Source organism: Anabaenopsis elenkinii CCIBt3563 (assembly GCF_015245355.1).
Classification (GTDB): Bacteria; Cyanobacteriota; Cyanobacteriia; order Cyanobacteriales; family Nostocaceae; genus Anabaenopsis; species Anabaenopsis elenkinii.
Window position 1 is genome coordinate 1997577 of sequence record NZ_CP063311.1, and the last position, 16470, is coordinate 2014046.

Genomic DNA, 16470 nt, shown 5'->3' on the forward strand with positions numbered 1-16470 from the left:
TACATTTGGTCATGGCTCTGGCAAAAGAATGTGTCAAGTTATTAACCAAGTGTGGGGGAATTTTAGCAGATACTCCCTACTAGTTGAGAGGGAAATATACAAAAAATTCTTACTTAGTGGTGGGAAAGTGCATATAGGGTAACTAAATCGATACAATAATTCTCTGTACTCTTGGTGCATTATTTCCATGACCGCCACTTCCTCTACTCCCTTTTCCCCTGAAGAAATCGCCGCCGAAGGATTAAAACCAGAAGAATATGCAGAAATTGTCAGACGCTTAGGGCGACATCCCAACAAAGCCGAACTGGGAATGTTTGGAGTGATGTGGTCCGAGCATTGCTGTTATAAAAATTCCCGTCCTTTACTCAAGCAGTTTCCCACCACAGGACCGCGCATCCTAGTTGGGCCTGGTGAAAATGCCGGAGTTGTAGACTTAGGCGCTGGACTGCAATTAGCATTTAAAATTGAATCTCATAACCACCCCTCAGCCGTCGAACCCTTCCAAGGTGCCGCCACAGGTGTAGGTGGTATATTAAGAGATATATTTACAATGGGGGCGCGTCCCATTGCCTTATTAAACTCTTTACGTTTCGGCTCTTTAGATGATCCCAAAACCCAAAGGTTGTTTAGCGGTGTTGTAGCAGGTATTTCACATTATGGTAATTCCGTTGGAGTGCCGACAGTTGGGGGTGAAGTATATTTTGACCCAGCTTATTCAGGTAATCCTTTAGTTAACGTCATGGCACTGGGATTAATGGAAACACCAGAAATTGTTAAATCTGGTGCTTCTGGTATTGGTAATCCTGTGTTATATGTCGGTTCCACCACCGGAAGGGACGGTATGGGGGGCGCTAGTTTTGCTAGTGCGGAATTAACAGATGAATCAATGGATAACCGTCCCGCAGTGCAAGTAGGTGACCCCTTTCTGGAAAAGTCTCTAATTGAAGCTTGTCTGGAAGCATTTAAAACAGGTGCTGTTGTCGCCGCTCAAGATATGGGTGCTGCGGGTATTACTTGTTCAACTTCAGAGATGGCGGCTAAAGGTGGTGTGGGGATTGAATTCGATTTAGATCAGATTCCTGTGCGGGAGTTGGGGATGGTTCCCTACGAGTACCTACTGTCTGAATCTCAAGAAAGAATGCTATTTGTCGCCCACAAGGGTCGCGAACAAGAGCTAATTGATATTTTCCAGCGTTGGGGACTTCATGCTGTGGTTGCAGGTACGGTAATTGCTGAACCTATGGTGCGGATTTTATTTCAGGGTAAAGTTGCAGCAGAAATTCCGGCTGAAGCTTTGGCGGAAAATACCCCACTTTATGAACGGGAATTGTTAGCAGAACCACCAGAGTATGCCCTGGAAGCTTGGAAATGGTCACCTGATTCTTTACCACCTGCTACAATTGAGGGGGTGGAGATTGAAGGTAAATTACAGTCCTGGAATCATATTCTGTTAACTTTGCTCGGTGCGCCAACCATCGCTTCTAAAAGTTGGGTTTATCGTCAGTATGACCATCAAGTACAGAATAATACTGTGATTTTGCCCGGTGGTGCTGATGCTGCCGTAGTGCGCTTACGTCCCCTGGAAACCAAGCAAAATGAAGAATCAAAACCTGAAAGTTTTACATCGGGTGTGGCGGCGACTGTAGACTGTAATCCTCGTTATGTTTATCTTGACCCCTATGAGGGAGCTAAGGCTGTGGTGGCAGAAGCAGCACGTAATCTCAGCTGTGTGGGTGCTGAACCTCTGGCGGTGACAGATAATCTCAATTTTGGTAGTCCAGAAAAACCTGTTGGTTACTGGCAATTGAGCCAGGCTTGTCGGGGTTTGTCTACAGGTTGTCTAGAATTGGCAACACCAGTTACAGGGGGGAATGTCTCTCTGTACAATGAAACCTTTGATTCTCAAGGTAATCCCCAACCTATTTATCCTACTCCTGTGGTGGGTATGGTGGGGTTAATTCCTGACTTAACAAAGATTTGTTCTCAAGGTTGGCAAGGGAACGGTGATTTAATTTATCTTTTGGGATTACCTCTGACATCCTCTGTTGTTGGTTTGGGCGCATCTGAGTATTTAGCTAGTATTCACAATACTGTTGCTGGTAAGCCCCCGCGGATAGATTTTGATTTGGAACGTCGTGTACAGCAAGTTTGCCGCACAGGTATTCGTACTGGTTGGATACGTTCGGCCCATGATTCATCCGAGGGGGGGGTGACTGTTGCTTTGGCTGAATGTTGCCTTTCTGGTAACTTAGGTGCCCAAATCCAGATAGAAATTCCTCAAAATCAGTTACAACGTCTGGATGAAGTGCTGTTTGGTGAAGGTGGGGCGAGAATTTTAGTCTCTGTAGCACAAGCACAACAGAAAACTTGGGAATCTTACTTAGATGAACATCTGGGGGATAATTGGCAAAAACTAGGTATAGTAGGTAATTTGGGTGATTCTGAACTAGGTTTGAAAGTTTTAACCAATGATAACCAAATCTTAATCAAGGTGACTCTGGAACAGATGAAAGAGCGTTATTTCTCAGCCATAGCTAACCGTCTTACCCCCCTAAGTAATACTCCCAATTAATTTTTTCCATCCCCTAGATGGGGATAATTAACCTCTTTGAGCAGAATTACGGTACTGTTTTAATAGATGGTTAAAGATTCGTTAAGAATTTGGCAACTATCCCGCGACATCATCCCAGGTGCTCAATAATTACTAATTCTTAGTTTTTCATTCGTAATTAATTCCAGATTAGAATGCAGCATAGGTTACTGCATTTTTTGCTGGGGTAGTAATTACGAGTTAAAAATTATCAATTACCGATTATTCCGACTTGACACCCAAACCAGGAGCAATAGCTAATGATTCCCATCCATTCCGTCACTATGGCTAAACCGCAGAAGCTATCGGATCAATACCCACATCAGGAAATAGATCTAATCAATAGTCATGAACATCGACCTGACAAACCAGAAGAAGCTTGTGGTGTTTTTGGCATTTACGCACCAGAAGAAGATGTTGCCAAAATGACCTACTTTGGATTATACGCTCTGCAACATAGGGGTCAAGAATCAGCTGGGATTGCAACTTTTGAAGATGCAAAAGTACACCTACACAAAGACATGGGCTTAGTTTCTCAGGTCTTTAATGAATCTATTTTGGCTCGGTTACCCGGAAACCTCGCTATTGGTCACACTCGTTATTCAACTACTGGTTCTAGCCGCAAGGATAATGCCCAGCCGGCAGTGGTGGAAACTCGACTAGGTTCATTGGCTTTAGCTCATAATGGTAATTTAGTCAATACTGTGCAACTGCGGTCAGAGTTAGTGCGGAACCAAGTGAGTTTAATCACAACAACAGATTCGGAAATGATTGCTTTGGCGATCGCTCAAGCTATCAACGCCGGTGCAGATTGGGTAGAAGGGGCAAGTAGCGCGTTTCACCGTTGCCAAGGTGCTTTTAGTTTGGTGATTGGTACTCCCGTTGGTGTCATGGGTGCGCGTGACCCCAATGGTATCCGCCCCTTAGTAATTGGAACTTTACCCGGGTTACCAGTCCGTTATGTCTTGGCCTCGGAAACTTGTGGTTTAGATATCATAGGAGCCGAATACTTACGAGATGTGGAACCAGGGGAATTAGTTTGGATTACTGAATCCGGTTTAGCTTCCTATCATTGGAGTCAAAAACCTGCTCGTAAGTTGTGTATCTTTGAAATGATTTACTTTGCCCGTCCTGATAGCATCATGCACAATGAAAGTTTGTATACCTATCGCATGAGGTTAGGGCGACAAATAGCGGCAGAATCCGCTGTAGATGCTGATATTGTCTTTGGTGTTCCTGACTCGGGAATACCTGCGGCCATTGGATTCTCCCAAGCCTCTGGTATCCCCTACGCGGAAGGACTGATTAAAAATCGCTATGTGGGTCGAACTTTTATTCAGCCCACACAATCTATGCGCGAGTCGGGGATTCGGATGAAACTCAACCCCCTCAAAGATGTATTGGTGGGTAAACGGGTAATTATTGTGGATGATTCCATTGTGAGAGGTACAACGAGTCGGAAACTGGTGAAAGCATTACGTGAAGCAGGTGCTAGCGAGGTGCATATGCGGATTTCTTCCCCACCGGTTACACATCCGTGTTTTTACGGTATCGATACTGATAGTCAGGATCAGTTGATTGCTGCTACTAAGTCAGTGTCAGAAATTGCCGAGCAGTTGGGAGTAGATACCCTGGCTTATCTCAGTTGGGAGGGAATGCTCGAAGCAACCCAGGAAGATACTAGTAGTTTCTGTTCAGCTTGCTTTACTGGAGATTATCCTGTAGCTATTCCTGAGCAAGTCAAGCGTTCTAAATTGATGTTAGAAACAGTTGTGGTTTAGTGCATTAGCGAAATTACCCAAGCATGATGGGGCGGGCAAAATGTCCGCCCCTGAGAAATTTTGGATGCATTAAATCATTATGAATTACAACTCAATTGGTATGCGATCTTGCAATCAATTGGCTTTCGAGTTGAAGTGATGGAAGACTTTTATTGGGCAATTCAGCCTACTTTATCGAAATTACAAAGGTTGTCCCTGAAACTTTTTTCCTTATCTTGGAAAGCAAAAATAATTGCTTATCCGTTGCTTAAATATTTGGTGATCAATTCAATTCCTGGTCTTTTCATGCCGTTTACTGTGAGCCATAAGGGAGAAGCTTTTGGGTATTACTTAATTTTAGAGCGCCCCTGATTAATTATTATACAGTAGATTTCACTTAAGTGAGGTATGATGCCCAAAATAGTTTTACGATTAATATCTATAGGTCATCTAGCTAGCTAGAAACTGCTGTAATCAACTTCATGGCATTTGCATAAACTCAACTCTGGGTAATAAAGGATCTGTGACAATACCTATGCCGCTAAAACCCCAACGTTTGAGCAAGTTTCCTAATTGTGTACCCGCAATGGATTCTACAGCAAAGCGGTCCACGACTTCTGTGCCATGGGTGTTGAGGTAGCTTAAAGCATCAAAGTTTTCTCGAAACAGCAATAAATAACCTGAAGTTTCAGCATGGGGACGGGCTAGGAGATAACGACCGTCGGTTTGGGATCGCACTAAATAATAAATTTCAGAAAACATACTCAATTAGGATTCCAAACGAATCCGGGGGTCGGCTACCTTCAACAGCAGATCTGCCATTAAATTGCCTATATTCAGCAATAGGGCACTCATGACGAGGCTGGCCATGACTAAATACTGGTCTTTAGCCATTACCGCCTGTAAAGTTAATCTCCCTAAACCAGGCCAATTAAAGAATTGTTCAGCAATGAATGCACCACCTAATAAACCAGCCAATTCAAAGCCTAACAAAGTAATTAAAGGATTTATGGCATTGCGAAGAGCGTGAACATAAATCACCCGATTTTCTGGTAGTCCCTTGGCGCGAGCCGTTTGGATATAATCTTGACGTAGAACATCTAATAATTCACCGCGAGTGATTCTTTGCAACCCAGCAAAACTAGTGATACTTAAGGCAATAGTGGGTAAAATCATGTGCCAACCAATATCAAGGATTTTACCGAACCAAGATAAATCAGTATGATTGATGCTAGTCATACCACCCACTGGAAATAAAGGTGAGGTGATTTGAGCAAATATGAGCAGAAACAGAGCAGTGATAAAACTCGGAAAACCTTGTCCCGTGTAGCTAATCACTTGTAAAATGCGGTCAGTGGTTTGATTTTGTTTGACAGCGGCGATAATACCTAAGGGAATCGCGATCGCCCAGGTACAAAATAAAGAAGCGATCGCTAAAAGTAAAGTGGCCGGTATCCGTTCCCACAACAGAGAAGCTACTGAGCGTTGGTAAACAAAACTAGTACCAAAATCTCCTTGGGTGAAAATTCGCCATAACCATAATCCAAACTGTTCTGGCCAAGATTTATTTAAACCAAACTGTTGCCTTAATTCCTCAATGCGTTCTGGCGAAATTGTGGGATTTTGGCGCAAGGTATCCACATAATCCCCAGGAGAGAGTTTCATGATCAAAAAGGATAGCGCTGTTGCCAATAACAAGGTTAACAGTGCTTGTAATATCCGTTTCACCACATAAAAAAATGTTTCGTTTTTGACTAGCCCTATAAAGCTCTCCTGACCGGCATTCCAGGACATTCTCTTAGAAGTCATAGCAATTTAGTCATTTTTGATTAGTCCATTGCTCAGGATATAGGACACAGTACCAATGATTAGTATTCAATTAGGGAAATAATCGGCACATCTGGTAAATATTTACGCCCTTGTAAATCCTGTAGCTCGATGATAAACCCAAACCCTACCAATTCGCAGCCAATCTTCTGCACCAACTTAGCCGTTGCACTAGCTGTACCACCTGTTGCAATCAAGTCATCTACAATTAAAACCCGACTATTTGGATGCAAAGCGTCTTGATGCATTTCCAAGCAGTCTGTACCATATTCTAATTCATATTCAATTGAGTGAACTGCTCCTGGTAACTTTCCCGGCTTCCGTACGGGAATAAAACCCGCTCCTAATTTGTAAGCTAGAGGAGATCCAAAAATAAACCCACGGGACTCCATACCCACAACATAATCAGCCGTTAAGCCTAAATCAAGGCATTTTTCAGTAAAAAAGTCAATAGTGTAGCGTAATCCCTCTGAATCGCGTAGTAAAGTAGTGATATCGCGAAATACAATTCCCGGTTTGGGAAAATCTGGAATATCGCGAATTAGAGACTTTAAATCCATAAAATTAAGTTATGAGGGATAGGGGGGATTAATGACCAATGACTCATGACTAGTCCCTGAAAAATCCTACACTATAATGTCATCACCTGGGAATTGAGGCTCTAATTTAACCAAATGAGGTCATTTTACTCAGTCCTAGACCCTGGGGATGTAAGCCACAATCATATGTTAGCTTTTGGGGGTTTCCTGATTTTTGATATATTCTTTTACTATACTCAAGACAACTAAATCGGAGGTGATTTTTGATGGCGTTACTTAGAGGAACTGGGAGGCTGTATCTTACAAAGCAGGTATATACTGCAACTGTAATACCACTCTCAATTACATAAGGAATTCTACAAAGCCACATTATCCAAGAGAATTACCTCCGACAAAAAAATTGGTAAAGCAGTTTTTTGCTGAGAACAAGAGACTTGTTTACCTAATTTTTAGGTATTTTGGACATCAGGAAAAGTAATCAATTCTTAAGCATTACAAGCAACTTTGAAACGAGTTGATTTTGCCTGTTATAGCTCTTTTAAATTAGTTGTACTAGTTTTATTCTGCCTATTAGCTCTGCACAAGGTAATTTATAAAATGAATGTCTCAGCCAGCTTAACGCCATTGAATAGTCCATCCCCCCCATCCTTGCCGATGATTCTGGATACTTTACCGGACCCTGCAATGCCTACGGTCAGCTTCGCCAAGGGAGCACAGGGTTGTCCCGCTAGAACCCGAATGCAAGTTGATTTAATTTTACTGGCGATTGAAGCTTTAGAACTTGGCAGTTCCGAAGCTATTCTGGCTTTTGCTGATGAGTTGGAACTCAAAGGAATTATTAAGAACCGAGTAAATTTATGGCGAATGCGCAGCTCTAACCCACTGCGAAGAGCTCATATCCGCCGTCCCTTGACGATCATGGAGGCAAAAGCTTTAGTCGTTATTGCCAGCTACATCGCGCGGCGTTTAACGGTTGTCATTCGCCAAATGTTGATGACATATCAGCAAATGAGCGAAAAGCAAATACCTTTAGCACAAAATTTGCGGCTATCTAATTACCTAGAGCGATTTCGAGTACATTTTAGGAGCAGAATGAATCCTAGGCGTTCTAGTGTCATGGCATTAAATTCTGACGATAAGTTAGATGAACTAGCAATCAATTTGTTGGGGCAATTATTATTTTGTACTGGCACGGCTGGAATGCAGCGATTTTGGATTAGTCTTTTTGACGGTGAAGTAGAATGAATATTCAACGTAAGTATAGTCTACCTAATTGTACGCTGCTGTTAGAGGGTTTCAGTGATGTAGCCAAAGCAGCATACTATCAAGGGATGCGTCCAGAATTATCCATATTGGTAAATGCAGAATGCTATATATCTGGCTATAGTCAGCCTCTAGTAGGCGGAAGAGAATTTTTTGAGAGTCTAGTCCGGGCTGTGAGTGGCTATGCTCAAGAATTTTTGAGTAATGTGTCAAACCCTCAAGCACACAATCAAGACTCAGAACTAGTGGAGTTACAAAAAATTTACAGTAACCGACACAGGTTAATTGTCCATTCTGAAATAGCTGTAGATGCTTTTGAGTCTCAGCCTAACTACAATCAACCGCCTATTCAAATCGATTTGAATACAGTGCAGTTATTTGACCTGGTTGAAGCTGTGGATCAATTTTTTGCTGACAGCCAAACCCTACCAGAGTTGTCATTAGAATTACAGCCAGTGGCTAGAAGTTATGGCAGTGCTAATGAATTCCTGCTCAACCAAGGAGTAGCAGCAAGTATAGGAGTTTCAAGTGTAGCAGTTGCGGCCATTGCCTTGACTCTAATTCCTGCTCCTGAGATGCGCCCACCTGTAGCCCCGGCGGAAGAAGAGACTGTCTCCATCGCACCTACTCCCAATTCTGACGCACCAGATCAGACAACACCGGTAAATATAGAGACCTCACGAACTTCCCCGGTAACTGACCTAGATGTAGCGACTCCGGTGAATACAGCACCCCAAATCGGAGATTTAGAAGCACTCTTAAGTTCAGCTACAGAAATTACTAATTCATCCCAACTACGTGTTCTGAATGGAAAAATTTATGAGCAAATTAATCTAGGTTGGATTAATCGCTCCGAATTAACACAAGATTTAGTCTATCGGGTAGGTGCAAATGCTGATGGTGCAATCATTGGTTATAAAGCGGTAAATCAAGGGGCAAATGAGGAAATAGAATTAACTCCTCTGCCCAAGTTGCTACAGAATCCTGCTCTTGGTTCTCTCAAAGCTAATGAATCAATAGCCCAATTTAAAGTAGTTTTCACTAGAACGGGCATTCTGCAAGTTAGCCCTTGGTGGGGATATCAGTGATTATTCACCTCCGCCTATCTGGTAATTTGTCTCATATAATCGCCCCACAGTTGAGCGGCTTGCCCGCTGCTGCCGGATGTGGGAGAATTATTGTCATTACCTAGCCAAATGCCAGTTACTAGCTGCCGACTGGGGATTGAACCAATAAACCAAAGATCAACATTTTTATCAGTTGTGCCGGTTTTACCACCTTCCCCCAGTCCTATAGCCGCAGCGCGACCAGTACCGCTAGTCACTGCCTGGCGCATCATCCTGTTGATTTCGTCGGCTACACCTGTGGGTAAAACTCGCTGGTTAGCGTCTGGATGTTCGTCAAAGGAATAGACCACACGACAGGTTTTTAAATCCTGACTATCCTGACAATCACTACTGTCTATAATTCTGCTAATTGCGTGGGGTGGATTCCAAACACCACGATTGCTAATGCCGCCAAAAGCACCAGTCATTTCTAAAACATTGACTACACTTTGACCCAGTACTAAGCCGGGAACTGCTTCGAGTGATGACTTGATTCCTAAACGCCTAGCGGTGGATACGACTCTATCTAGCCCCACCTCCCTGGCAATTCGCAGGGCGATAGGATTTTCCGACAGAGCAAAGCCAGTAGTCATATCTAAGGAATTCCCTGCACCAATTCTACAAGGTCTATAGGTAAATCCTTGCCAGGGTAGAGCGGCGCAAGAATAAGTTTTAGAAGCTGGTATTCCCCTCTCGAGGGCTGCTGCAAAAGCGAAAACTTTGAAGGTAGAACCCGGTTGTCTTTGGGCTTGAACAGCACGGTTAAACTGGGTTTGTCTAAAATCAGTCCCGCCTACCATCGACAAAATACTACCAGTTCTAGTGTCTAGGGTAACCATCGCTCCTTGAGAAAAGCCAAAGGTAGAACCAGCGTTATTGATTTGATTACGCAAAGCTGTTTCCGCTGCTGCTTGGATTCTGGGATCAAGCTGGGTTTCAATGATAAAATTGCCTTCTCTGGCAATTCCTACTCCCAAGATAGATTCCAATTCCCGGAAGACATACTCGTAAAAGTAAGGAGCAATGGTACCGGCTTGCCTTTCACAAACTCTGGGGTGAATTTGGACTGGGGAGCGCCTAGCTCGATTGGCCTGTTCTTCGGAAATTTTGCCCATTTCCAACATTCGCCTAATGACGCGATTCCGATAGTCAACTAGTTGTAGCCTATTGGGGTTATTTCCACAAAAATTAAAAGCGTTGGGAGCAGGTAAAATTCCCACTAATGTTGCAGCTTCAGAGAGAGTTAGTTCTCTGGCTGACTTGTCAAAGTAATAACGAGCCGCATCCTCGAACCCGGATGTATCCACTCCCAAAAATACTCGGTTTAAGTAAGTGAGTAATATTTGATCTTTACTGTAAAAAGTTTCTAGCTTAAAGGAAACAACGGCTTCCCGCAGTTTACGTCCTAAGGAGTCTTGAGCGCCAACATAGTCCCGGAATAAACTTCGGGCTACTTGCTGGGTAATGGTACTAGCCCCCTGCTGTACATCTCCACTGCGGGTATTGACCAGGACAGCTCGCAAAATCCCCAAGGGGTCAACACCGAAGTGCCAATAGTAACGACTATCTTCTGAGGCTACTACGGCTGCGGGCAAATAGCCAAAGTCCTCTAAACTCTTGAGATCCACATGAGAGGTAGTCCGAGGCTCACGCAAGGGTGTCGAGCCATCGCGGGCATAAATCACTATGGGGGCGCTGGTAGCAGTAGGTAAGGGTCTGACGGAAAATTTTAGCCATTCTACGCCTATGACTAACCCCACTAAGGCGCTCACACCAGCGATACTGTAAGCCGCCCAAGTTCCTGCTCTAATATGTAAGGGTGCAGGATCGAAGTATTGTAGCCGCACTGAAGCTGCAAGTTCTGGTGGTCCTAAAGTAAAAACATCACCGTGACGCAGTTCTAAGCGATTAATTCGGCGTTTCCCAAGATAAATACCGTTAGTAGAGTTTTCATCTTGGATGACAAAAACAGGGCTGCGTTGAGTTGAATCCCGTGACAGTGACAAGTGAATTTGGCTGACAACGGGATTGCGAATGACTATATCACATGATTTGGAACTACGGCCTAATATATAGCGATCGCCTAACAACGGATATACCTCACGTTCCGCCCCCGCATTCTGCACCCATATCTCTGGTACTTTGGCATTAGGCTTAAGGGCCAACTTGGAAAAGTCAACTCTCGCTTGAATAGTCTGTACTGCTTGAGTCAGTTGACCAAGTACAGTTTGTGGCTTATGAGGAGGTAGGGGGGAACTCATAGGCTATTTACATCAGAATTATTGGCAAACATTCGGGCGGTTTGACAATCTAGATACAGATATTCCACCATTATACTCATCAGTCAAAGCAGAAATTAGCTATAGGTAGTTTGTACTCATTCAATCTTACACCAAGAAAATATCAGCTCATAAGACCTAACAATTTGGTTTTATTACCCTTATCACTAATACAAGATTGGGATCCCATAGTCACTGACTATCTATCATTTGTGGAAATATTAGAGTAATAAATTTAATGTTAATTCAAAGTAAAATCAAAGCTGATATGGTAAATTTACCCCAGAGTTTCATTTTTTTTTATTTATCAACTATTTAGATTAGCTCTAACTATCACTATGACTGGGTGCTTTTTCCCAAGAAGCTATTAGTAGACAAATAATACCAATAGTAATAGATGAATCTGCCATATTAAATACAGCAAAATTAATCAAGCGAAAGTCCAGGAAATCAACTACATAACCTAAAGCGAACCGATCAATACCATTCCCCATAGCTCCGCCTAAAATCAAACCGTAGCCTAACTGATTCCAACGACTTAAATGCTGACCAAAACATCCTAGTGCTATCAATAGCAAACTTATAACCAATGATAGCCATCGTAACCACTCTACTTTACCACTGAAGATACTAAAGGCTGCACCAGTATTAGTCACATAAGTAAAATGGAATACATCTGGTATAATTGGTAGTGTCTCTCCCAGGCTAAAGGTCTGCACTATCCAGTATTTTGTTAGTTGATCTAAGAAAAAAGAAATGAAGGCAGTAATCCAAAACAGATGATTTTTTAAAAGCATGAAACTAGAAACTAGGGAGTGAGAGATAGTAAAGGGGAATATAAATAAAAATACTATTTAACAGATTGAGTCCAAAATTACCATATTCTTCTGTATAGTAAAATACATATATTTACTGGGCCAATGTACAATTATTACCGAGCATTTACAGTTGATGGAAACCCTATATCAAATAGTATTTATTAATTTTGACTTGACTGTGACACTACCCCCGACATAACTAATAAAACATTAAATGACGTAATATATATGCTATTACGGTAACAGCACAAACTACAGCTAGTTGGCCAGGTAGTGCAAACCAAGAATATCTGAGGATTGCTTGGATTAGAGCCAAATTTTCCATACCTTGCCAGTGAAAAATATAACTGACGATCAAATAAGTAACACCACAGAGGTGGACAGTTAACAAGCCACTCAAACAACTGAAAGCGAGGGTTTCCAACTTAGGTCTAGCTTGAAAGGCTAAATATCCACAAATCCACCCTCCAGGGATAAAACCTAACAGATAACCGAACTGAGATAGTTTAACATATCCAATACCGCCACCATCGGCAAATACAGGTAGCAAGGTTAAACCCATGACCACATAAGCGATTTGTGATAGTGCGCCCGCATTTTTACCTCCTAAACAACCTACTAACAGCACCGCACCAACTTGACAGGTGACACCCAGAGAAAAAATCTGAGTCTCTTGATTATTCCCACTCCACGGTAAAGCGATACTATAGGCTTCTAGGAAGGTACCACCCATGGTGAGCAGCAAACCAACCATAGACCATAGTAATTCAATAGTTCCCACATTTCCTGCACTTCCAGCCATTTTACTCGCACAAATACTCTAACAGTGTTTTTATCAGTTATTTATGTATTTAATTCTTACATTAAAGTATAGTTTAATACTTTAAGTTCGCTGAGGGTTATGTTTCATTATGACAAACATGACTCTGATCATTTCTTGAGTCAAGATATCAAAAAAAGTATGAGATGTGTATTTCTGTCAGTTATTCCCCATACTCACTAGGAAGGGAGTACGGAGATTAAAAATCTTCACACCCATAATTGAGTTATCCGGAAAAAGCTCACAATAATAGCAAACATTAGTTGATAGTTCAGGTTGACAATATCAATATAAAATATCAATAATTTTTACCAGCTTAATTACAACATATATTCCTGTTTATTACTTCTTCAGATAGATTTGCTCTAAAAATTATCTGCATTACGATAAAAATATCATCTTAAGCTACTTATATCTGATAATATTTATTCCCCAAGACAGATGAATAAATCATCAACAATGTAGTTAAATTTAAAGTCGTATATCATAGAAATGATGATTTGAAATAATTGTCTGCCTTGACATCTATTCATACATATTCAAGGATAATTTCAACCTATAATCCTTATTTATTGGATGGCTTATTTCAAAGCAGATACATGTGGATTATGATTTTTTTAAGTGAGATGATTTACTTTATTTTATAAATATAGCACTTATAACCGAGTGTTAAATTTAGGGAAAAATCACTTCATGATTTAAATTGTTACAAAATTAAACCAACTTATTTTGATTTAATTTTAAATTAAAACTTATACTAAGTTTATTCTCAAATTCCGTAATCAGGTAGAATAGGAATATTTTATAATTGATCATTTACATGATTCGTAAGTTTATTTTCTGAGAACTATTACTAGTTTTAATAAAAATAAAATATAGATATTTTCCGAAATTAATTTAAGATTGCTATTTGGAAAATGAGGAAGAGATATAGGTATTGTTAATGGTTATAATGGTTTTTTGATGAAGATATTGCTGACTGATGAGATAGAGAAATTAACGTCATTTATTCTAGCAAAAACAGGTTATTTATGGCAAATTTTTCCGAAAATATACAGGAAGAAATAGATTTAAAGTTCGCTTATTTCTTGGTAGATAAAAGTTTAGAACCAGCTTTTTGTTTAGGAGAATATCAGCAGTTTATTTATGTAAATGATGCGATTTGCAGAATGACTGAGTATTCCCGTGAAGAATTACTTTCCATGAGGATTTACGATTTAGATATAGATTTTGATATCCATAGTCTATTAGGGATAAAATCAGAATATTATTCTAGCTTTAAATCTCGCTATCTTACTAAGAGAAAAGGTATATTTATCGTAGAAACTTCTATTATATACCTGGAAAGAAAAGGTATAAAATTTGGATGTGCCGTGCTTAGATATCAAAGTGATGGAGTTATAGGTTGTATTCAAGAAGCTTTGAATACAAGTAAAATATTGACTTTATTAGAAACAATAGAAGCCGGCATTTTTCTCATTCAATCAAACCGAATACGTTACATAAATCCCGCAGCAGAAAAACTGACCGGTTATAAGAAACAGGAACTGCTAAATGACTTTAATATTCATAGACTAATTACGGGTAAAAAACCTAGACAGTTATACTTAGAAAAACAATCAGTTGACTTGGAATACCAGGAGATAAATATCCTCGCACAAGATGGTACAGAACGCTGTCTAATTGGAGTGGTTACCAACCTTGATGGAATGTTCAATCTACTTGGAAAAGCCTCAGAACTAATTATATGTATAGATATAACAGATTACAAAAATTTAGAGTCAAATCTTAATCAGGCTTTAGAACAAGCTAAAGAACTGAGCGAACTGAAAGCACACTTTGTTTCTATGGTCTGTCATCAATTTCGCACTCCATTAAATATTATTTCATTTTGTAATAGCTTAATTGCAGAAAAAGTAGACTTAACAACCGAGAAACAAATCCTATTATTAGTGGAGAATATTGAAAAAGCTATCGCACAAATCAGCCAGATGTTGGATGACATTTTGTTATTCTCTCAAGCACAAGCAGCCAAAATCAATTTTGCACCTCAACCACTGGAATTAGTGGAATTCTGTCATAATTTAGTAGCGGGAATGCACATGATTATGAGCCATAACAGAATAAATTTCATCAGTAAAGTAGAACTAATAAAGGGCTACGTTGATCCAAAATTACTAGACTATATATTGAGGAATTTGCTAGAAAATGCTCTTAAATACTCTCCCTATTATATGAGGGTTGATTTCATTCTGGATTGTGATCAAGAACAGTTAATTTTTCAGATAAAAGACCAAGGAATCGGCATTCCATTCCTAGATCAAAAAAGATTATTTGAACGATTTTATAGGGGTAATAATATTGGGGATATACCCGGGAATGGACTAGGATTATCGATTATAAAAACCCTGGTAGATTTACACGGTGGTCAAGTGAAGGTCGAAAGTGAAGTAGATATAGGCACTAGCATTACTGTGATTTTGCCATTAATTAAAGAAGCCTCTTTTCTATAAGATTTAGAATATTATTTAAAATATTTGAATTAGTACAAGTGTTAATTAAATAGCTAATATTTGTATATCTTAATATCCAAAAAGTGAATTTAACAGTATAATTAAGGTTGCTATAAAATGAAGTGCGAATCGTCAAAATAATTCTGGTAATTCAAGATGATTATGTTACCCGCCATATTTATGTAGAGGGTCTGGAAGCTAAAGGTTTTCATCACAAACTGTACTCAAAACTTGGTGTGTTGCTAAATTCCAGGAAGTTGAAAAATCACCATCTGTATATAAAGTAACAGCTTTAAACTCATCAACATCGTCGTTTACCGTCCCATGCTTGGCGCAAGGAACATCAAGTTAGGTGTTTGACAGTCGAAGTTAAAGTTAATAATAAGAAAATTAGTTTGGGCTAAAGTTATACGCGAATTGATGGGATAATAAGTATTATTTATTACATTAATCTGCTAACGCTGTAGCCGGTTATTCTCGTCTCTGGGTTCAGGTTTGAGCGATGAGCTTCTGAATAAATGGCGATCGCTAAAAACCATACGGAATAGTCTGGTGTTGCCTATCTGTGTGTAATTTATACCAGGTAGCTTGACTAAAGAATGTATGAATTTTTCAGTTTTTAATGTAGCAAATAGAGCAGAAAAATATATTTTTTTGCTTTTGTTAACCTTTTGTTTACCTACAGACGCATCTTTTAGGGGTATTCTAATATCGCTGATATGGATAAATTGACTAAAGATCGACACGTCTACATGTAATCAACACGATTCGCCTAGCAGCTACAGCATCACTGTTACATATGTAATTTAGCTGAAGGGATTGTCGAACAGAGCAAGACTCAGAGGATTCCGTTGCTACTGCTACAACCCTAGACTTTGGTATCGATAATGTTTTCATGACCAATCAAGCAAGGTCGTTTTAATTTAACTCCGTAGTACTTTCGCAAAGTGGACGT

Annotated in this window: 12 protein-coding genes; 6 read left to right on the forward strand and 6 right to left on the reverse strand. The window is 40.3% G+C overall.

Annotated features, from left to right (window positions below):
* The first annotated feature begins 187 nt into the window (after window positions 1-187).
* The 3 genes from purL (at window position 188) to IM676_RS08860 (ending at window position 4722) form a co-directional block, all read left to right on the forward strand.
* Window positions 188-2572 (forward strand): phosphoribosylformylglycinamidine synthase subunit PurL, encoded by a 2385-nt coding sequence (purL, locus tag IM676_RS08850; RefSeq protein WP_200989842.1) that lies wholly within the window; start codon window positions 188-190, stop codon window positions 2570-2572.
* 278 nt (window positions 2573-2850) lie between these two features.
* Window positions 2851-4371 carry an amidophosphoribosyltransferase gene (purF, locus tag IM676_RS08855; RefSeq protein WP_200989843.1) on the forward strand — a complete coding sequence of 507 codons (1521 nt, stop codon included), beginning with the start codon at window positions 2851-2853 and terminating at the stop codon, window positions 4369-4371.
* A gap of 60 nt (window positions 4372-4431) precedes the next feature.
* Complete coding sequence (locus IM676_RS08860; RefSeq protein ID WP_225880477.1) at window positions 4432-4722, forward strand: hypothetical protein; 291 nt, start codon at window positions 4432-4434, stop codon at window positions 4720-4722.
* Between the two features lie 108 nt (window positions 4723-4830).
* Here IM676_RS08860 and IM676_RS08865 read toward each other — a convergent pair whose 3' ends face one another.
* Genes IM676_RS08865 through IM676_RS08875 form a run of 3 tightly spaced genes read right to left on the reverse strand, consistent with a single transcriptional unit; the run spans window position 4831 to window position 6737 of the window.
* A complete protein-coding gene (locus IM676_RS08865) occupies window positions 4831-5112 on the reverse strand; it encodes a hypothetical protein (RefSeq protein WP_200989844.1) in 282 nt (93 codons plus the stop codon).
* 6 nt (window positions 5113-5118) lie between these two features.
* The gene (locus tag IM676_RS08870; protein WP_200989845.1) at window positions 5119-6159 is read right to left on the reverse strand and encodes an ABC transporter permease; all 1041 of its coding nucleotides are present in this window, start codon (window positions 6157-6159) and stop codon (window positions 5119-5121) included.
* Between the two features lie 59 nt (window positions 6160-6218).
* Window positions 6219-6737, reverse strand: a complete 519-nt coding sequence (locus IM676_RS08875) for an adenine phosphoribosyltransferase (protein ID WP_200989846.1) — start codon at window positions 6735-6737, stop codon at window positions 6219-6221.
* Window positions 6738-7313: 576 nt separating this feature from the next.
* Here IM676_RS08875 and IM676_RS08880 point away from each other — a divergent pair.
* Window positions 7314-7961 carry a DUF3038 domain-containing protein gene (locus IM676_RS08880; protein ID WP_200989847.1) on the forward strand — a complete coding sequence of 216 codons (648 nt, stop codon included), beginning with the start codon at window positions 7314-7316 and terminating at the stop codon, window positions 7959-7961.
* Window positions 7958-9067, forward strand: a complete 1110-nt coding sequence (locus tag IM676_RS08885) for a DUF4335 domain-containing protein (protein ID WP_200989848.1) — start codon at window positions 7958-7960, stop codon at window positions 9065-9067. Before IM676_RS08880 ends, IM676_RS08885 begins: the two co-directional genes overlap by 4 nt.
* Before the next feature lie 14 nt (window positions 9068-9081).
* Here IM676_RS08885 and IM676_RS08890 read toward each other — a convergent pair whose 3' ends face one another.
* From IM676_RS08890 to IM676_RS08900, 3 genes are all read right to left on the reverse strand, one after another.
* Entirely contained in the window at window positions 9082-11346 is a 2265-nt protein-coding gene (locus tag IM676_RS08890) for a transglycosylase domain-containing protein (RefSeq protein WP_200989849.1), read from the reverse strand.
* Window positions 11347-11690: 344 nt separating this feature from the next.
* Window positions 11691-12161 carry a signal peptidase II gene (gene lspA, locus IM676_RS08895; RefSeq protein ID WP_200989850.1) on the reverse strand — a complete coding sequence of 157 codons (471 nt, stop codon included), beginning with the start codon at window positions 12159-12161 and terminating at the stop codon, window positions 11691-11693.
* Between the two features lie 220 nt (window positions 12162-12381).
* A complete protein-coding gene (locus IM676_RS08900; RefSeq protein WP_200989851.1) occupies window positions 12382-12984 on the reverse strand; it encodes a biotin transporter BioY in 603 nt (200 codons plus the stop codon).
* Window positions 12985-14033: 1049 nt separating this feature from the next.
* Here IM676_RS08900 and IM676_RS08905 point away from each other — a divergent pair.
* Entirely contained in the window at window positions 14034-15515 is a 1482-nt protein-coding gene (locus IM676_RS08905) for a PAS domain-containing sensor histidine kinase (RefSeq protein ID WP_200989852.1), read from the forward strand.
* Window positions 15516-16470: the final 955 nt, after the last annotated feature.